This is a genomic window from Celeribacter baekdonensis, assembly GCF_003047105.1.
GTDB lineage: Bacteria > Pseudomonadota > Alphaproteobacteria > Rhodobacterales > Rhodobacteraceae > Celeribacter > Celeribacter baekdonensis_B.
In genome coordinates this window covers 1,717,508-1,736,431 of the sequence record NZ_CP028475.1, presented here as the reverse complement: position 1 = coordinate 1,736,431, position 18,924 = coordinate 1,717,508, and the positions used below count along the sequence as shown (strand labels likewise).

The following is an 18,924-nucleotide window of genomic DNA, read 5'->3' as shown; positions in this document are numbered from 1 at the left end:
GCTGTTTAGCTGTCCATCGGCAGGTCGCGTTCCAGCGCTTCGAGCGACCCCATACGGGCATGGCCGTCCATCATTGCCGGCAGTTCCATCGTCAGACAGGTGCCTTCGGGCACCAAAGTCCAGGCGTTGCCTTGGAAATCGACTTTCGAGGTGCCTGCACAGGTCGTGCCCGGGCCAGCCTGACAGCCGTTTTCACCGGCAAGAGCAACGCCGAAACATTTTTCTTGCGCGCCTTCGGCGGAGGCCATGGTGGCGGTTGCGGACAATGCGGTGGCAAGAGCGCCGATGAGGGCGAGGGTTTTTGTTTGTGTGGTCATTGGGTGTGTCTCCCTAGAGATCATGCGTTTCCGCCGTGAGTGGCGGTGAGCAAGATATGGCCGATGGGGCAGCTCACAGGCCAGTCACGGGGGTGTGTCCTGACGCGCCTGTCAGGCAGTGAAACAAACGAAAACGTGTGTTGAAATGCGATCCAAGGGGGCGAACCTGGTGCCGTTTTGACCCGAAGGTCTGGGGTGAACCGAATAAAAACAGAGACATGAAGGCACATTGGCCGATGAAACATTGCTCACGTTGACGTTGGGGACGGTGATCACGCAAAAAAGGCCCCGCTTGCGCGAGGCCTTATTGTTTCAGGTGGGTGCGACTTATTTCAAGTCAGGCGGGCAGGCGGCCAGTTTTAGCTCAGCGACGATGTCGTCCAAACTCATCACAGCGGTCTGTTTTTCGCCCAAACGACGCACAGAGACAGTCTTTTCGTCGATCTCGCGCGCGCCCACGGCCAGAATCACCGGCACTTTGCCAAGGCTGTGTTCGCGGACCTTGTAGTTGATCTTCTCGTTGCGCGTGTCAGCCTCGGCACGCACACCTGCGGCTTTGAGCGCGGCGACGACCTCATCGGCGTAGCCATCGGCTTCGGAGACAATCGTGGTGACCACAACCTGACGCGGCGCGAGCCAGAACGGCAATTTGCCGGCATGAGATTCAATCAAGATGCCGATGAAGCGTTCGAATGAACCCAAAACAGCACGGTGCAACATCACCGGACGGTGTTTTGCCCCATCTTGGCCGATGTAATTGGCGTCCAGACGTTCAGGGAGGTTGGGGTCGATCTGCAACGTACCACATTGCCAATCGCGGCCAATGGCATCGGTCAGCACGAACTCCAGTTTCGGACCATAAAAGGCGCCTTCGCCCTCTTGGATTTCATACTCGTATCCCGCCGCCCGAATCCCGTTGGCCAAATCCGCCTCGGCCTTGTCCCAGCTTTCCTCGGTGCCGACGCGCTTTTCAGGACGGGTCGACAATTTGACCTTCCACTGATCAAAGCCCAGATCGGCATAGATTTTGGCCAAGAAGGTGACGAATTTCTTGGTTTCTTCCTCGACCTGTTCATCGGTACAGAAAATATGCGCGTCATCTTGGGTAAAGCCACGCACCCGCATGATGCCGTGCAGCGCACCTGACGGTTCATAGCGGTTACACGATCCGAATTCGGCCATGCGCAATGGCAGATCGCGGTAGGATTTCAAACCTTGGTTGAACACCTGAACGTGGCAGGGGCAGTTCATCGGCTTAAGCGCATTCAGCGTTTTTTCGCGGGCGTGCTCCTCGTCCACTTCGACGATGAACATATTGTCTTGGTAGTTGTCCCAGTGACCGGACGCTTCCCAAAGCTTGCGGTTCACCACCTGCGGCGTGTTGACCTCGACATAGCCATCTTCTTCTTGCTGGCGGCGCATGTAATCTTGCAACGTGGTGTAGATTTTCCAGCCATTCGGATGCCAGAAAATCTGGCCCGGAGCCTCTTCTTGCATGTGGAACAGGTCCATTTCGCGACCCAGCTTACGGTGGTCGCGTTTGGCCGCCTCTTCCAACATGGTCAAATGGGCCTTGAGCGACTTCGGGTCCTTGAAGCCAACGCCGTAAATCCGCTGCAACATTGCGCGGTCACTGTCGCCGCGCCAATAGGCTCCGGCGACGGACATCAATTTAAAGCCATTGTTTGGCACTTGGCCGGTGTTTTGCAAATGGGGCCCACGGCACAGGTCTTGCCAATCGCCATGCCAATACATGCGGATCGGTTGGCCGTCGTCGGGGATCATACCGACCAACTCGACCTTATACTCTTCACCGCGCTCTTTGTAATAGGCGATGGCTTCATCGCGCGACCAGACTTCGGTGCGCACCGGGTCACGGGCGTTGATGATCTCTTTCATCTTCGCTTCAATTGCGCCCAAATCTTCGGGGGTAAACGGCTCTTTGCGGTCAAAGTCGTAATACCAGCCATCCTTGATCACCGGACCGATGGTGACTTTGACATCGGGCCAAAGCTCCTGAACCGCGCGGGCCATGATATGAGCCAGATCGTGACGGATCAATTCCAACGCAGGCGCATCGTCCGACATGGTGTTGATGGCGATCGTGGCATCCGCCTCAATCGGCCATTGCAGGTCCCAATGCGCGCCATTCACGGTCGCAGAAATCGCCTTTTTGGCGAGAGAGATCGCAATGCTTTCGGCGACCTCGGTAGGGGTTACGCCCTTTGCGAAGTCGCGTGCAGTGCCATCGGGGAAGGTGAGAGAAATCTGGGCCATGTCTGGCACTCCTCGTCAGTTTGGCGCCCACGGAGCGCCCGGTTGCGGGTTATGGTGTTCGCCCTATGTGAATCTATAGTGTGACCGAGTCAATGCGAAAGGGCCGCCATGACTGCCGTAAATGCGATGTTTGAACGTCTTTCTGGGGTGCAAGGGGGCGACGGTCGCGAGGCTGAGGGGCTCAGTGCGGCGGCCAAGGCGCAAGAACCGGGAAATTTCCTGCGTCACTTTGCGGCCCTTTCGATGACCAAATCTGCCGATGGGCTGTTTGATCCGAAATTGGTGCTCTCTTGGCTTTTAAGCCACCTTGGTACGCCCGCCGCCTTGATTGGCCTGTTGGTGCCAATCCGCGAGGCGGGCGCGCTTTTGCCGCAACTTTTCACCGCGCCGCATATTCATGCGCTGCCAGTTCGCAAATGGGCGTGGGCACTCGCGTGTTTGGGGCAGGGCCTGGCGGCGTTGCTTTTGGTCTTGATCGGACTGAATATGCAGGGCGCAACCGCCGGGGTCGCCGCCTGTGGGGCTGTGGCGCTTTTGGCCGTGTCGCGCTCTGTTGCCTCGGTCAGTTACAAAGACATCCTTGGCAAAACCATCGCGAAAACCCGGCGCGGCGCGGTCACCGGGTCGGCGGCCTCTGCCTCCGCGCTGGTGGTGGTGATCTTTGCACTTTTGCTGATTTTCGCCCCTGTGGACCGCTTTGTCTTGGTGATTGGCGCGTTGGGGGTGGCTGCTGTGCTGTGGGGTGCTGCGTTTCTGACGTTTTCGACCCTGCGCGAAGACCGCGATCCCGGTGCCGGCGATCCGCGCATTTTGTCCCAACTACGCCTGTTGCGTGACAAGCCGATGTTGCGCCGGTTTATTTATGCGCGTGGCCTTTTGACTGGCACAGCACTGGCCCCGCCTTACCTCATTGTCCTCGGTGCGCAGGCCGGTAACGGCACATTCAAGGCGCTCGGTGCCTCGGTTCTGGCCTCGGCGGTGGCCTCGTTTCTGTCCTCATATGTTTGGGGGAGATTGGCGGATCGGTCGTCGAAAACCGTTCTGATGCTCTCAGGTCTATTTGGGGCCGCTGCCTTGGTTCTTGGCGTCGTGTTGGACCTGATGGGCCTGTCTTCGACGCTTTGGGCCATTCCTGTGTCCTTGTTTTTGCTGATGATTTGCTACCATGGTGTGCGCCAAGGCCGCTCCACCTATCTGGTCGATCTTGCCCCCTCTGAGCAACGCACCGCCTATACGGCGGTTGCAAATACCGTCATTGGGGTGATCCTTTTGGGCTCGGGGGCGATCGGCGCAGTGGCCAGTTTGATTGGCCCGCATGGCGCTCTCCTCTGCTTTGCGGGCTTGGCATTGGCGGGGGCCGGAGTTGCATCGCGCTTGAGCGAGGTCGAAACAGGCTTTTCGCTGTTTTCGATGGAGCGGGACTGAGTGCGGTATTTGAACGGACCCCTGCCGGCCTCTCTATGTCAGTGGGACCGGTTCGGGCCAGCGGATTGCAAAGTTTTCCCAGCCGCGATAGGCCTGAGGCAAGGACGGAGGACAGTGCCATGCCAGAGTTTTTAGATACCTCAAGCGGTCGCCGCATCGCCTATCATCAGGTTGCGGGCCAGGGCACCGGCGTGGTGTTCTTAGGCGGCTTTAAATCCGATATGGAGGGCAGCAAAGCCACGGCTTTGGACGCTTGGGCGCGTGCAGAGGGGCGACCGTTTTTGCGGTTTGATTATTCCGGTCATGGCGCAAGCGCGGGCCGCTTTGAAGAGGGCGCTATCGGTGATTGGGCAGAAGATGCGCAGGTGGCGATCTCAACGCTCACAACCGGACCGCAGTTGCTTGTCGGCTCCTCCATGGGCGGGTGGATTTCGCTTTTGATGTGTACGCGGATGCCTGAGCGGGTGGCGGGGCTTGTCACCATCGCCGCCGCCCCCGATTTTACCGAAGACGGGTTTTGGGCCAGCTTTGACGACGATCAGCGCGCCGAATTGATGGACAAGGGCGTCGTGCATGTGCCCTCTGAATATGGTGAGCCCTATCCGATCACCAAACGCCTGATCCTCGATGGCCGGGATCATCTTGTGTTGCGTGCCCCGCTGAATCTGCCTTTTCCGGTGCGATTTTTGCAAGGCACAGAGGATACGGCGGTGTCCACCGAAACGGCGCTGCGCCTGTTTGATCATGCGCAGGGCGATGATCTGCGGCTGATGCTTGTCAAAGGCGCGGATCACCCGTTTTCGACCCCGGATTGTCTCAAAACCATCGAGGCGGCGATCTGTGATGTGCTGGCGCGCATTTGATCTTGCGCCGAAACAAATTTGGGGAGTGACCCCGGCAGGATGACCTACCGATGACGGAAAGCTTAGTGTTTCTCCCCGGATTTCTCGCGGACGGTCGGGTGTTTGCGGATCAGATCAACGATCTGAGCCGGGACCATGCCGTGATGGTTGCACCGCTCAAAGGGGTGAGCTTGGCTGAGATGGCGGATTATGTTCTGGCCGTCGCACCCGCGAAATTCGCGCTGGCCGGGCATGATCTCGGGGCCTCTGTGGCAACAGAAATGCTGCGCCGTGCGCCCGGACGGGTGACGCGACTGGCGTTGATTTCCGCCTCGGCGCAGGCCGAACCGCCAAATGCGGCCGCTGCCCGTGAACCGCGAATGATTAAAGCCAAAACCGGCCGGTTTGGTGAGGCGCTATTGGAAGAACTGCCCAGTACGGCGTTGTTTGAGTCGCCGCACCGCACCGCCATTCGCGAATATTGGCTCGACATGGCGATGGAGGCCGGGGCGGAGACCTATTTGGCCCAATCGCGCATTCTGCAACGCCGTCCGGATTTACAAAATGTGCTGCGGCGTGCGCGGCTTCCGGCGCTGGTGATTGGCGGTGTGGCCGATACGATTTGTCCGGCCCGGCGGCAAGATTTCATCGCCCAGTTGATGCCACGCGCGCAGTTGGTTCTGATTGAAAAAGCTGGACATCTGCCGATGTTGGAAGCGCCCAAAACCGTGTCGCGCGCGCTTAGAACATGGCTTGAGGCCGAGGCTCCGTTGGTGTTGCGCTAAAGCCCCTTCATGGCAGCGAAAATACTCAAAAAACGGCGCCGCTCGTGTGGGAGGACGCCGTTTTGAATTAAGTTCGGGCGCTGATTACCCTGCGGCTTTGGTCTTGGCTTTGGCGGCAGCGCTTGGACGGGCGGTGTCTTTGCCCGCAACCACGCGCGGTCCCGAGTTGGCGTCGATGAAATCCAGCACCAAGGGCCGGATGTTGTTGCGCCAGCTTTTGCCCGCAAAAATCCCGTAGTGACCCGCGCCCGGCTCCAAATGCCAGGCTTTTTTGCTGTCTGGCAGGCCCGTGCACAGATCGAGCGCCGCGACGCATTGGCCCGGAGCCGAGATGTCGTCATTCTCACCTTCGACGGTTTTGACTGCCACATCGGTGATTTTGCCGATATCGATTCGCTTGCCTGCGACGACGAATTCGTTGTTGGCGATTTCCAAGCCTTTGAACACCCGCTCAACAGTCGAGAGGTAGAATTCGGCGGTCATGTCCATCACGGCGAGGTATTCGTCGTAGAACTTATTGTGCTTGTCGTGATCCGAGGCTTCGCCTTTGGCGACACGGTTGATTTGATCTTTGAAGGCCTTGGTGTGGCTTTCAGAATTCATCGCGATGAAGGAGCTGAGCTGCAACAGACCCGGATAGACCTTGCGGCCGACGCCTTTGTATTTATATCCGACGCGCTGGATCATGCTTTGTTCAAGCTGGCCCATGGTGATGCGGTTGCCAAAGTCGGTGACTTCGGTCGGAGTCGCGTCAGGGTCAATTGGCCCGCCGATCAACGTCAGGCTGCGCGGCTGAGCTTTGGGGTCTTCTTCGGCCAGATAGGCGGTTGCGGCCAAGGTCAGCGGGGCCGGTTGACAGACCGCGATGACATGGATTTGCGGGCCAAGATGTTTCATGAAATCAACGAGGTAGAGGGTGTAGTCCTCAACGTCGAATTTGCCTTCGGACACCGGAATGTCGCGGGCGTTGTGCCAATCGGTGATGTAGAGTTCGCAATCGGGCAACAGCGACACGACGGTCGAGCGCAGCAGTGTGGCGTAATGGCCGGACATGGGTGCGACGAGCAGAACTTTGCGCGGCATTTCTTTGCGACCCTGGACCTTGAAATGGATCAGGTCGCCAAAGGCTTTGGACACTTCAACTTCGATATCGACGATATGATCGCGGCCATCTTCGCCGACCACGGATTGAATGCCCCAGTCGGGTTTGGCCCCCATACGCGCAAAGGAACGTTCAGTCACTTGGCCCCAAGCGGCGAGCCATTGGATCGCGGGGTTGGGCACCATCGACATGGCGGGGTAAGAGCCAAGCGCCAAGGCCGAGGCCCCGAGCCACTGGTTGGTGTTCCGCATCGTTTCCATGAAATCGTAGGTCGCCATAAATCGCATGCGTCACTCCTTGGTGTCTCGTTCCAGCCTTGTGAGATTAGGGCACATCAGCGCCTTCCCACCTGCCATCTCTATCGCTATCGTAGTTTATATAGTCTTACAGCATTTTGTCATGCTGCAAGTGCAAAATGGAGGGATGAGGCGAGATGACAGGGGATGGAGATGTCAAAACGCAAGACAAACCGCATGAATTTGAGGCATTGAACGCGAATATCGCAAAGATAGAAGCTTTGTCGCAGCGGTTGGTTTCGGCGTTGGCGCAAAAGAAACCGGTGCCGCAGTCGTTGCAGGGGCCGAACCAAGAGTTATTTATGAAAGCCGCAGCGGCCTATATGGCCGAAATGATGAACAACCCGGCGCGGGTGATTGAACATCAGGTCGGGCACTGGGGCAAAACGCTAAAGCATTATGTCGATGCCCAACATCGGTTGGCAAAGGGCGATATGAGCCCGCCGCCGGATGAGACCCCAAAGGATCGCCGATTCGCCAACCCGGCTTGGGACAACAACCCGTATTTTAATTTTATCAAACAACAATACATGATGAATGCCGAGGCGATTGAAACCGCCGTGGGTGATCTTGAGGTGATGGAAGACCGCGAACGCCGCCGCGTCGATTATTTCACTCGCCAGATCATTGATATGATGTCGCCGACCAATTTCTTGGCGACCAACCCGGACGCGTTGCAACAGGCGATTGACACCGATGGCGAAAGCTTGGTGCGCGGTTTGGAGAACCTTGTCCGCGATCTTGAGGAACATCAGGGCGAGGCGATTGTGAACTTGGCCGACAAGGCCGCTTTTAAGGTTGGCAAAAACATCGGCACCTCAAAGGGTGAAGTGGTGTTTCGCAACCGGATGTTTGAGCTGATTCAATATGCGCCTTTGACCAACGAGGTTCATAAAACCCCACTTCTGATCTTTCCGCCCTGGATCAACAAATTCTACATTCTTGATCTGCGCGAACAGAATTCTCTGATCAAATGGGTGGTGGAGCAGGGGTACACCGTCTTTGTCGTCTCTTGGGTCAACCCGGATGAGAGCTATGCCGATGTCGGCATGGACACCTATGTCGAAGAGGGATTTTTGACCGCCATCGCTCAGGTCAAAGAGATCACCAAAGAGGCCAAGATCAATGTGATCGGCTACTGTATCGCGGGCACGACGTTGGCGATCACGTTGGGATTGATGAAACAACGCGGCGACAAGTCGATCAAATCCGCCACCTTCTTTACCACCCTGACCGATTTTGCCGATCAGGGCGAGGTTGGGGTGTTTTTGGATGATGATTTTGTCGATGGAATTGAGGCAGAGGCGACGCGCACGGGCTTGATGAAGTCTTTGTATATGAACCGCACCTTCTCTTACCTGCGTGCCAACGATCTGATTTATCAGCCCGCGATCCGCTCCTATATGATGGGGGAGGCGCCGCCTGCCTTTGATCTGTTGTACTGGAATGGCGATGCCACCAACCTTCCGGGGCGAATGGCGGTCGAATATTTGCGCGGTCTGTGCCAGCGGGATGAACTGTCGACCACGGGGTTCCCGATCGCCGGAACAACGGTACGTCTTTCCGAAGTGGATGTGCCGCTCTGTGCCATCGGTTGTGAGACCGATCACATCGCGGCTTGGACCAGCTCCTATAATGGGGTGCGTCAGATGGGATCGAAGAACAAAACCTTCATCCTCTCAGAGTCCGGGCATATTGCCGGGATCGTCAATCCGCCATCGAAAAAGAAATACGGTCATTATACCAACAGTGATCTGACACTGTCACCGCAGGAGTGGAAAGCGGGGGCGGATTTTCATCAAGGCTCATGGTGGCCGCGGTGGGAAAACTGGTTGTCATCTAAGGCCGGTAAGATGGTTCCAGCGCGTCATCCGGGTGATTCGGGGCGCGCAACATTGGGTCCGGCTCCGGGCGATTACGTTGCGTCACAGGCAACACCCTGAATCTACGTGGTTTTGGGTATTTTTCTGCGGTGCAGCATAAAACACTTGATTTTCTGCACCGCAGCATGCATATTCTGTTTGCAAGTGCAGAGCGACATCAACGCCGGTCTGTAACGAATTCAGAGCGGCACACCGGAACGGACCGCTTATTTAGTAACCGCAAAGGACTGTGACATGGCTAAAACTGATGACTTCACCAAAATGATGAAAGACATGATGGGCAATTTCCCAATGGACATGTCGGCAATGCAGGACGCGTTCAAAACCCAAGCATCGCTTGGTGAGAAAATGGCCAAAGTGGCTCTCGAAGCTGCTGAGAAATCCACTGAGATTTCCTCCAAATGGACCAAAGAAGTTCTCGCAAAAGCCTCCACTGTGGCAGCTGTGAAAGAAGAGCCGACCGATTACACCAAAGCGGTCACCGATTTCGCTTCTGCTCAGGCTGAATTGGCTGCTGAAAACATGGCCGCTTTCGCTGAAGTTGCGAAAAAAGTTCAAATGGAAACCGTTGAACTGATGCTCGCTGCTGGCAAAGACGCAGGCGAAGACATGACCGCTGCCGCTAAAAAAGCGACAGACGAAATGACCAAAGCTGCGAAAAAAGTGACCACTCCGGCCGCCTAAGGCATCTGGTCTTACGATTGTATTCGCGCGTGGGGGTCGCCTCCCTGACCCTGCCGCATCAGAAATGGGCCTCCTTTTGGGGGCCCATTTTTCTTGGTCGGCATGTGGATTTGCGCCGCAGCGCAGAATGCCGCAGAGGTCTGATGCACGCTGGTTTTGCCCCGGTGACATGGTAGCGGTATCGGTTTGATAGGGATTTCTTTTGCTTTTGGAAAATCCGTCGCTTAGGCTCGCTGCAATGCCAATAAGGGAGGGGAGCCCAGAATGGCCGCCGAGAAAAAAACATTTGATAAAACCGCGACGCTGTTGATCAAACGCTATGCGTCGCGTCGCCTCTATAACACTGAGACGTCTGACTATGTCACGCTGGAGGACATCGCGGGGTTTATCCGCGAGGGGCGTGATGTGCAGATCGTTGATTTGAAATCCGGGGATGATTTGACCCGTCAGTACCTTTTGCAAATCATCGCGGAACATGAAAGCCGCGGTGAAAGCGTGTTGCCGCTCAACGTCTTGACCGATCTTGTGCGCAGCTACACCTCGGATATTCAATCCGTTGTGCCGCAATTTTTGGCGCAGAGTTTTGAAATGCTCCGCCACGGCCAAGAGCAGGTGATGCAAAACTTTGGCACCAGTTTGCCGGGATTTGAAGCGCTGCAAGCCCAACAGGACGCTTTCCTGAAGGCGATGACCGGGGGCTTGGGCAGTGGGCTTGGGGCGAATTGGACCGCACCGAAAGCCGAAGCTGCGACCGAGAGCAAAGAAGATCTGGGCGAGATCAAAAAGCAACTCGCTGAGCTTCAGGACAAGCTGTCCAAACTGCAATAAACGCGCCCATTTGATCCGCTGATCAAGACAAGCCCCGCCCAATCGGCGGGGTTTTGTTTTGCAGCTGCGGCATGAATGTACGGCCCCCTTCGATTAGGCGGGTGACAGTCCGCACAGCACCCCCTAGGCTTGTGATCAACACGAGATCAAACACCAAAAGGCGACGCAGCGCGATGAGTGACAAGGTTGGGCGGTTGACGCTTTGGGGGGTTGAGGTGTTTTTGGCCGTGTCCGAGGAGGGCTCTGTCTCGGCGGCGGCCAAGCGATTGGGGGCGTCGCCCTCTGCCATCTCGCAACAAATCTCAAACCTCGAAACCGCGCTGGGCACCGAATTGATGAACCGGCGCGAACGGCCAATGAGCCTGACGCCTGCGGGACGGGTGTTGCGCAAACGGGCGCAAACGATCCTGTTGGAGGCGGCGCGCGCGCGCTCTGAAATCGCCGGGTTGGACCTGAGCCAATTGGGCCAGTTGCGCCTTGGCATGGTCGAAGATTTTGAATCCAGTGTGACGCCTTTGCTGATCGCACAGATGGCCGACACGTTGACAAACACCCGGTTTGAATTGGAGACCGGCCCGTCGCATCGGCTGCTTGACCGGTTGGAACACCGGGCACTCGACGTGATTGTCGCCGCCGAATTGGATATGGCGGAGGACTGGCGGGAGAGCCATCCAATGTTGCAAGATCCGTTCGTCGCCGTGGTGCCAAAGGGCCATCGTGAGGCGATCCAAACCCTGCCGTTGATCCAATACACTCGCCGTCATGCGATGGGGCGGATGGTGGCCAATCACCTGTCAGAGCAGGGGATGCGGCTGACCCAACGGTTTGAATTGGACAGTTACCGCGCCATGTTGGCAATGGTGGCGGGGGGGACCGGATGGACGATCCTGTCCTCTCTGGGCGTGCTCAACGCCGGGCGTTATGCCAGCGCGATTGAGGTCCTCCCGCTGCCAACCACGCCGCTGTCGCGCCGGATTTCTTTGACCGTGCGCCGGGATGGCGTGTCCGAGATGGCCAGCGACATCGCCGCGCGCTTGCGTCCCCTGTTGCAGGATCAGGTGGTCACGCCCTTGGTCGCGGCCAACCCTTGGCTTGAGGGTTACGTCAAACTGCTCTAACGCAAAACGCCGCCCCAATGAGGCGGCGTCTTTGATTTTTAGGGCTAAACGCGATTATTCCGCTGCGGCACGCACAGCTTTGACCGCCTCGGCGGCACCGAGCAACGCATCAGCGATAAAGTCCAGATCGGGTTGTTGCAGACGCGCCGGAAGGCGGGTGTCGCAGGCTTTCGACAGCATCTCGCGGGTTTTCGGTAGCTCAGGCGTGTCGCCCAAGAACTGCCAGTTCCAAAAGGCGCGGGCGTTGTCCGTTGAGAGACCAAAGACCTGAACCGAGACGCCACGCGCTTTGGCGGCCTCTTGGAAAGACAGCGCCTCTTCGCGGGAGAAATCCACCAAATTGAACTGAAGGCTGTCAGGCGCGCGGACCTCTTTTTCGAGCTTGGCGGGCACGCTCAGATAGGGCGAGGCCTCAAGCAAAGCGGCAACATAATCGTGGTTGCGACGACCATCGGCCACACGGCGCGGCACTTCTTTGATCTGCGGACGCACCAAAGTGGCGGACATGTTGGACAGGCGGGTGTTGTAGAGCGGCAGCTTGTTCTGCCAGCGGTCAAATGCCTCAACAAGCGCATTGTCGCGCTGCGGATTGTGCTTGGCCCAGTTGTGCTCATAGGCACCAGACATGATAACAGCTCGGGCATAGACCTCGGCGTCGTCGGTGATCATGATGCCGCCTTCGCCGCCGTTCAATAGTTTGTAGGACTGGAACGAGAAACAGCCGATTTTGCCAATCGTACCAATGTTTTGTCCGTCCCAAACCGTGCCAAGACTGTGGGCCGCGTCTTCAATCAACGGGATGCCTTTGGCGTCGCAGGCGGTTTTGATCGCGTCCATGTCGGAGGTGTGGCCGCGCATGTGTGAAATCATCACCGCGTCAGCATCTTCGATCTTGGCGTAAAAGTCTTCCAAATCAATGCGGTAGTTGTCTGCACATTCGACCAAAACGGGCGTGCAATTGGCATGGTCGATGGCGGAGGGCACGGCGGCAAAGGTGAAGGCCGGTATCAAAACGCGCGCATCGCGCGGCAGGTCGAGCGCCTTAAGAGAGAGGAACAGAGCGGCGGAGCAGGAGGCAACGGCGAGGGCATATTTCGCGCCGAGCATGGCGGCGAATTCCTGTTCGAGCAACGTCACCGGCGCGTCTTTGGCGGCTGTGTAGCGGAACAAATCACCGGACAGGAGTAGGCGTTCGACCTCCTCGCGGGCCAGGGCGGGGATCGGTTCGGCATCGTAGACGTTGGGGGCGTGAGAAGCTCCGTCGGACATGTCTTTCACCATTTTTAAATTCTTCTTTCAGAATAACTGTAAGTGGTGTGCGCAGAGAAATCTACTCTTGTGCTGTCGCACCGGCGGGTTTTCGCAAAAAATTCATATTTTCGGAGCGCGCGCAGGCCGCAAAAAGGGGGCAGTTTGCCCCCTTTTTCGTGTCGGTTCTGATGCGGTATGCCTTTAGACGTTGAGCAAAAGATGCTCGCGTTCCCAAGGCGAAATCACCTGCAAAAACGCATCGTTTTCCGTGCGTTTCACCTGAATGTAGGTGCGGCAAAAATCGCGACCCAGCACCTCTTGCATCTGATCGGCGCGTTGCAAAAGATCGAGGGCGGAGGCCAAAGTCCCCGGAATACCCTCAGCAGAGGCATATGCGTCCCCGACATATTCGTCGCGCGGTTCACGCCGTTCCATCAGGCCGAGATAGCCGCAGGCCAAAGAGGCGGCAATCGACAGATAGGGGTTCACATCCATCCCCGGCAGACGATTTTCAATCCGCCGTGCTTCGGGTCCAGAGATCGGCACGCGCAGCCCGGTGGTTCGGTTGTCGCGGCCCCATTCAAGGTTAATGGGGGCGGCAAAATCCCGGACGTAGCGGCGATAGCTGTTCACATAGGGCGCATGGATCGCGATGGTCGAGGCAAGGTGATTTTGCAGCCCAGCGATGAAATGATGAAAGGCGTCGGTTTCTGCGCCCTCGGCATCGGAAAAGATATTTTCGCCGGTTTTGAGGTCCACGACCGAATGGTGAATGTGCATCGCCGAGCCCGGTTCGTCCTGAATCGGTTTGGCCATAAAGGTGGCAAAACAATCGTGACGCAGCGCGGCTTCGCGGATCAACCGTTTGAAATAAAACATTTCATCGGCCAATTTGACCGGATCGCCATGACGCAGGTTCATCTCGATCTGACCAGCACCGCCCTCTTGCAAGATGCCGTCGATCTCAAGGCCCTGAGCCTCGGCAAAGTCGTAAATGTCATCAATGATCGGGCCATATTCGTCGACCGCGGACATGGAGTAGGCCTGACGCTGAGCGGCACGGCGGCCGGAGCGACCGATGGGGGGCTCGATCGGTTGGTTCGGGTCGGTGTTGCGCGCGACGAGGAAGAATTCCATCTCCGGTGCGACAATCGGGTCCCAGCCCTGTTGATGATACAAATCCACCACGCGTTTCAACACATTGCGCGGGGCCACGGGCATCATATCGCCCTTTTGATCAAACACATCATGGATGACTTGAAGCGTGCAATCAGCGGTCCATGGCGCGGCGGAGGCGGTGCTGAAATCAGGCACCAAAACCATGTCAGGTTCGGTGAACGGCGCATCCGCGTCATCGACCCAATCGCCATTGATGGATTGCAAAAAGATCGAATTGGGCAGGTAGAAATGTTTTTGCGTGGCGAATTTGGCGGCGGGCATGGCCTTGCCGCGAGCAATGCCGGAGAGATCGGCAACGATACATTCGACCTCATCCAGTTTGCGCCCGTCCATGAAATCAAGGGCGGCTTGGGGCAGTTGATCGAAGAAATCCATCAGGTCAGGGCCTCCCGCCCTTGGTCTAGAAATCCCGCCATGAGCCCGGCAAAACGTGCGTCATCTGTGGGGTGTGCGTTCTCCTCCAGCGCCGCTGCGATCAGATCCTGCGGATAGGCCGGATCATTGGCGCGTGCGGCCAGATAGTCGGAGATGATTGTCGGTGACAATTCCGGGTGGGGTTGGATCGTCAGGATGCTGTCGCCATAGACCAACGCGGCATTGGCACAAAAATCATTCTGGCCCACGACTTCGGCCCCTTCGGGCAGGGTTGTGACCTGATCTTGGTGCCAAGCATTGAGATACACATGACCCAGCGCCGGAATGTCATAGGCGGTGCGGCCGATGGACCAGCCGCCTTTGAATTTTTCAACCGTACCGCCCAAAGCCTTGGCGATGATTTGATGGCCAAAACAAATGCCAAGCATCCGTCGACCGGAGGCCTGAATGTCCCGGATCAACGCCTCAAGCGGCGGTATAAACGGGTGGTCTTCATAGGCACCATGTTTGGAGCCGGTCAAAAGCCATGCATCGGCGGCCTCTGGCCCGTCCGGGAACTGCATGTCGACAACGTTCCAGACCTCATAGCTGTAGCCATAAGGCGCAAGGAGTTGCGCAAACATATGATCGAAATCCCCGTGTTTTTGCGCCACCGGGTCAGGCGCGTGTCCGCATTGCAGAATGCCGAGTTTCATAAGTCACCGACTGTTGTGAATGCCCGACGGTAGCGTGTTGGTTATAATGCCGCAAGGGGTGGCGAGGCCTGTTGCAATAATTTGATCAAATATCAGTCTCACGCCCAATCTCTGAGTGCAGTTACCCCAAACGTCACCCCAAACGTCACACCGTATCGAGCGCCAATGCGACCTGTTTCACGGGGGAAATTCCGCCCAGTCACGGACGTTTTGGCGCTTTTTCAGGGGCTGGTTGGGCATCAATTGCTCTGGGAAACCTCGCCGCATCAAGGGGAGGTGGCAAATCTATCAATCGCCGTGCGCAGGGGGCAGGTGCTTTTGGCACGCGCAGTCACCGGCAATGTCGAGTTCCGATGTGGCAGCCGCGGCGCGGATGGTTTTGATTTCAGGATCTTCACCCAACCCAGCCGCGTTTTGGGTCATCGGATCACCTGTGTCCGAATCCGCAGGCGGGGGCGTTTGGAGCTTGGCAAATGGCGGTTCAAATAGCGATTGACCGCGCCAAACGTCAGGATGATGCAGAGCGTGACACAGACGAAATAGCCCGCCAAAATCGGATAGGGGATAAAGGGGTTGAACGTCTTGTCGGCGAAATAGGAGGCGTAATACAACGCATCGCCCTTTTGTTGCAGCGCCGGGAAGCCGGAGAAAAACACCAAGGTCGTGGAGTGAAAGATAAAGATCGCCTCATTGGTGTAGGCGGGCCAGGCCAGACGCAACAGCGTTGGCCAGGTGATCCGGCGAAAGCGCTTCCAGCCGGAGAGGCCATAGGCGTCGGCGGCCTCAATATCGCCTTTCGGGATGGATTGCAGAGCGCCGTAAAAAATCTCGGCGGAATAGGCCGTTGTGTTGAGCCACAAGACGATGGCCGCACCGATCCATGCGCTGGTGAAGGCGTCAAAGAGCGGAAAGCTCTGTTTCAACGAGAGAAACAGGAAATAGCCAAAGAAGAATTGGATGAACAATGGCGATCCGCGGAACAAAAAGATGAACCATTCAGCCGCTTTACGCAGCGGTTTGTAGGTGCTGTTTTTGGCCAATGCCAATCCCGTGGCTGAGAAAAAGCCAAACAGGATGGCAAGAAGGCCAAAATAGATGTTCCACAACATGCCCGAGCCAATCAGGGTCACCTGATCACATAATGTAATGTCGGCGCGGGGCAAAAGCCGCTCGCCAATGCCGATGGAGCGCAGGCCGTAGTCGGCAACTGTCTGGAGGCAGCTCATGGTGCAGTCCCCGCTTTGCGCAGGGCTTCACCGCCCGCTGTCGCCTGTCCTTGGCTCAGTTTGCGAGTGACGCGGGAGAGGACGATTTCAGAGACTTTGGTGAAGAGAAGGTAGAACACCAAAAGGGCTAAAAAGTACCACATCCGCCAATCTCCGTGGGGGTATTCGGTGAACCGAATGTTCTTGGTGCCGCCCAATTCGCGCGCCCAATAGACCACGTCTTCGACGCCCAACAGGAACAGCAACGGCGTGGCTTTGATCAGTACCATCCACAGGTTCGAGAGGCCCGGCAGGGCGTAAATCCACATTTGAGGCACGATGATGCGCCAAAACGCTTGGCGGTGGCTCATGCCATAGGCCTCGGCGGTTTCAATTTGGCCGTGGGGGACGGTGTTCATCGCCCCGGCCAACACATTGCCGGCAAAGGCGCCAAACACGATGGCAAAGGTCAACACGGCCAAGGCAAAGCCGTAGATTTGGTGCACGCTTTCGGGGGCGTCATTGAGCGGCATTTTGGCCGCAGCACAGACAATAAAATCATTGCCTTGGCGGATCGGTTCGGCCCAGTCGGGGCACTTCACCTGATGGCGCAGCCACTCGATGCCTTGGTCCAATGCGATCACGAAAAACAGGAAAAAGGCGATGTCGGGAATGCCTCGGACCAGCGCCATATAGGTCTGTGAAATCCAGCGCAGCGGTGCGAATTGCGCGCGGCTGCCGGTGGCCGAGAAAAATCCAAACGCCAAGGCCAGCGGCGCGGTCACCGCCAACAACATCAGAACCGTCCCAAAGGAGGCGTAAAAAGCGAGATGCTTTCCGGTCGTCATGTAACAGCTCAGCCAAGTCAGGCCTTCGAGCGTGTCAGGAGTGGCGCAATAGGAAAAGATGGATCACCTGTGAGCTCAGGGAAAAACACGGTTGGCGAGATCGGACAAAAGCGGCGGGGCCACGCTGAGCAGCCCCGCCAAAACGGGCTTAGAAGCCCGGGCTGTCTTCGCCCAGATAGTCTTTGATCATGGTGTTGAGCGTGCCATCGGCTTTCATCGCTTCGATGCCTGCATCAAATTTTGCGCGCAATTCCGGGTCGGATTTGCGGAACGCCATGCCGATGCCAACCGAAAGTGCGATATCTTCGCCAACCCACATCACGGTGGGATCTTCTTCGACGACGGGCACAAGGGTGTCTTTGTCGGCAAACACAGCGTCGGCTTCGCCGGACATCATGGCGGCCAGGGAATCCTCAAAGGAGGGGAATTCCAAAAGCGTGGCACCCGTGTCGACGACGTATTGGGACTGGATGGTGCTGGACTGTGCCGCGACAATGCCGCCGGTCAGGTCGGCATCTTCGGACATGGCCGCATAAGAAGAAAAGGACGGCGGGGTGTAGTTGACGGAGAAATCGACTTTCTCGGCGCGCTCGGGCGTGATCGACATGCCCGCGATGATCGCGTCATAGTTGCCGGACAAAAGGTTCGGGATGATGCTGTCCCAATCATTGGTGACCCATTCGCACTCAAGCTCGGCACGTTTGCAAAGCTCGTCGCCCAACATCCGCTCAAAGCCAGCAACTTCGCCGCTGTCATCAATGTAGTTGTACGGAGGGTAGGCGCCCTCGGTGCCCAAACGGATGGTTTCAGCAGAGGCGGCGCCTGCCATAAGGGCACATGCGGCGGCAGTTAGAATAAGTGTCTTCATGAAATTCTCCCAGTAGATAGCGCTTGTTTTAGGCCGGCACAGTCGCGCTGAGAAACTGTTGCAGGCGTTCGGATTTGGGCTGATTGAAAAGCTGGCTTGGGTGCCCCTCTTCTTCGATCAACCCTTTGTGCAAAAACACCACATGGTCGGAAATATCTGCCGCCATGCGCATGTCGTGGGTGACGATCATCATGGTCCGGCCCTCTTCGGCCAGCGCTTTGATCACCTTGACCACCTCTTGTTCCAATTCGGGATCAAGCGCGGAGGTCGGTTCGTCAAACAAAAGGGCTTTTGGCTCCATGCACAAGGCGCGCGCAATCGCGGCGCGTTGTTGTTGGCCGCCGGACATTTGCGCCGGATAGACATCGCATTTGTCACCAATGCCGACCTTGTCGAGATAGGCACGCGCGCTGGCTTCGACCTCTTTTTTGTCGCGGCCCATGACCGTAACGGGGGCTTCCATGACGTTTTCCAAAATCGTCATATGGGCCCAAAGATTGAATTGTTGAAACACCATCGACAGGTTGGTGCGGATGCGCAGCACCTGTTTGCGATCCGCCGGACGCCGGTTCAGGCCTTCGCCCTTCCATGTGATCGGCTCGCCCTCAAACAGGATCTCGCCGCTTTGGCTGTCTTCAAGGAGGTTGGCACAGCGCAACAACGTGGATTTGCCAGAGCCCGACGACCCAATCAGCGAAAGCACATGGCCGCGTGGTGCGCTCAGTGAGACGCCCTTGAGCACTTCCAACTCGCCATAAGATTTGTGCAAATCCCGGATTTCGATCACGGGAGTTGCCTCAAGAGGCGACGTGGCGGGTGCGGTTTTTGAGTCTTTGGTCAACATCCACAAGAGTTAGGGCGAAATCTTAAGCATATGCAATAATGATCATCAGGGTGTCGTAGCGTTTCGCCCGTTTTTTGATCATATGTATGGCCCGCGCCTAGG

18 protein-coding genes are annotated in these 18,924 nt (G+C 57.0%); 7 read left to right on the top strand and 11 right to left on the bottom strand.

Translation table 11 applies throughout. From position 1 onward, the window contains the following. Positions 1-5 precede the first annotated feature (5 nt). Together DA792_RS12015 and thrS are read right to left on the bottom strand one after the other, a co-directional pair. The gene (locus DA792_RS12015) at positions 6-317 is read right to left on the bottom strand and encodes a BufA1 family periplasmic bufferin-type metallophore (protein ID WP_107720146.1); all 312 of its coding nucleotides are present in this window, start codon (positions 315-317) and stop codon (positions 6-8) included. 327 nt (positions 318-644) lie between these two features. Then, positions 645-2,594, bottom strand: a complete 1,950-nt coding sequence (thrS, locus tag DA792_RS12010) for a threonine--tRNA ligase (RefSeq protein WP_107720145.1) — start codon at positions 2,592-2,594, stop codon at positions 645-647. 108 nt (positions 2,595-2,702) lie between these two features. On the opposite strand from thrS, the gene DA792_RS12005 reads away from it, so the two are divergent. The 3 genes from DA792_RS12005 to DA792_RS11995 all read left to right on the top strand — a co-directional run bounded on the left by DA792_RS12005 (position 2,703) and on the right by DA792_RS11995 (position 5,646). Further along, entirely contained in the window at positions 2,703-4,019 is a 1,317-nt protein-coding gene (locus DA792_RS12005) for an MFS transporter (protein WP_107720144.1), read from the top strand. 119 nt (positions 4,020-4,138) lie between these two features. Beyond that, positions 4,139-4,882 (top strand): alpha/beta hydrolase, encoded by a 744-nt coding sequence (locus tag DA792_RS12000; RefSeq protein ID WP_107720143.1) that lies wholly within the window; start codon positions 4,139-4,141, stop codon positions 4,880-4,882. A 50-nt stretch (positions 4,883-4,932) separates the two neighbouring features. Beyond that, positions 4,933-5,646, top strand: a complete 714-nt coding sequence (locus tag DA792_RS11995; protein WP_107720142.1) for an alpha/beta fold hydrolase — start codon at positions 4,933-4,935, stop codon at positions 5,644-5,646. 84 nt (positions 5,647-5,730) lie between these two features. On the opposite strand, the gene phaZ is transcribed toward DA792_RS11995, so the two are convergent. Further along, the gene (phaZ, locus tag DA792_RS11990; RefSeq protein WP_107720141.1) at positions 5,731-7,035 is read right to left on the bottom strand and encodes a polyhydroxyalkanoate depolymerase; all 1,305 of its coding nucleotides are present in this window, start codon (positions 7,033-7,035) and stop codon (positions 5,731-5,733) included. Between the two features lie 146 nt (positions 7,036-7,181). On the opposite strand from phaZ, the gene phaC reads away from it, so the two are divergent. The 4 genes from phaC to DA792_RS11970 all read left to right on the top strand — a co-directional run bounded on the left by phaC (position 7,182) and on the right by DA792_RS11970 (position 11,557). After that, positions 7,182-8,987, top strand: a complete 1,806-nt coding sequence (phaC, locus tag DA792_RS11985; protein WP_107720140.1) for a class I poly(R)-hydroxyalkanoic acid synthase — start codon at positions 7,182-7,184, stop codon at positions 8,985-8,987. Between the two features lie 174 nt (positions 8,988-9,161). Further along, positions 9,162-9,611 carry a phasin family protein gene (locus tag DA792_RS11980; protein ID WP_107720139.1) on the top strand — a complete coding sequence of 150 codons (450 nt, stop codon included), beginning with the start codon at positions 9,162-9,164 and terminating at the stop codon, positions 9,609-9,611. A gap of 264 nt (positions 9,612-9,875) precedes the next feature. After that, positions 9,876-10,439 carry a polyhydroxyalkanoate synthesis repressor PhaR gene (gene phaR / locus DA792_RS11975; protein ID WP_107720138.1) on the top strand — a complete coding sequence of 188 codons (564 nt, stop codon included), beginning with the start codon at positions 9,876-9,878 and terminating at the stop codon, positions 10,437-10,439. Positions 10,440-10,612: 173 nt separating this feature from the next. Next, the gene (locus DA792_RS11970) at positions 10,613-11,557 is read left to right on the top strand and encodes a LysR family transcriptional regulator (protein ID WP_107720137.1); all 945 of its coding nucleotides are present in this window, start codon (positions 10,613-10,615) and stop codon (positions 11,555-11,557) included. 54 nt (positions 11,558-11,611) lie between these two features. On the opposite strand, the gene DA792_RS11965 is transcribed toward DA792_RS11970, so the two are convergent. The 8 genes from DA792_RS11965 to DA792_RS11935 form a co-directional block, all read right to left on the bottom strand. Then, complete coding sequence (locus tag DA792_RS11965; protein ID WP_107722681.1) at positions 11,612-12,826, bottom strand: DegT/DnrJ/EryC1/StrS family aminotransferase; 1,215 nt, start codon at positions 12,824-12,826, stop codon at positions 11,612-11,614. 183 nt (positions 12,827-13,009) lie between these two features. Next, on the bottom strand, positions 13,010-14,362 hold the full coding sequence (locus DA792_RS11960; protein WP_107720136.1) for a glutamine synthetase family protein: 1,353 nt from the start codon (positions 14,360-14,362) through the stop codon (positions 13,010-13,012). Further along, positions 14,362-15,057: a type 1 glutamine amidotransferase gene (locus tag DA792_RS11955; RefSeq protein WP_107720135.1), complete on the bottom strand. Its 696-nt coding sequence runs from the start codon at positions 15,055-15,057 to the stop codon at positions 14,362-14,364. The genes DA792_RS11960 and DA792_RS11955 overlap by 1 nt, the downstream gene beginning before the upstream one ends. Before the next feature lie 288 nt (positions 15,058-15,345). Continuing rightward, positions 15,346-15,480 carry a hypothetical protein gene (locus tag DA792_RS23090; protein WP_302667093.1) on the bottom strand — a complete coding sequence of 45 codons (135 nt, stop codon included), beginning with the start codon at positions 15,478-15,480 and terminating at the stop codon, positions 15,346-15,348. Further along, positions 15,477-16,283: an ABC transporter permease gene (locus tag DA792_RS11950; RefSeq protein WP_107720134.1), complete on the bottom strand. Its 807-nt coding sequence runs from the start codon at positions 16,281-16,283 to the stop codon at positions 15,477-15,479. The genes DA792_RS23090 and DA792_RS11950 overlap by 4 nt, the downstream gene beginning before the upstream one ends. Next, on the bottom strand, positions 16,280-17,110 hold the full coding sequence (locus tag DA792_RS11945; protein WP_417267012.1) for an ABC transporter permease: 831 nt from the start codon (positions 17,108-17,110) through the stop codon (positions 16,280-16,282). Before DA792_RS11945 ends, DA792_RS11950 begins: the two co-directional genes overlap by 4 nt. Before the next feature lie 148 nt (positions 17,111-17,258). Next, positions 17,259-17,978, bottom strand: coding sequence for a transporter substrate-binding domain-containing protein (locus tag DA792_RS11940; RefSeq protein WP_107720132.1), 720 nt, complete (start codon positions 17,976-17,978; stop codon positions 17,259-17,261). A gap of 28 nt (positions 17,979-18,006) precedes the next feature. Beyond that, positions 18,007-18,822, bottom strand: coding sequence for an ABC transporter ATP-binding protein (locus DA792_RS11935; protein ID WP_107720131.1), 816 nt, complete (start codon positions 18,820-18,822; stop codon positions 18,007-18,009). Positions 18,823-18,924 lie beyond the last annotated feature (102 nt).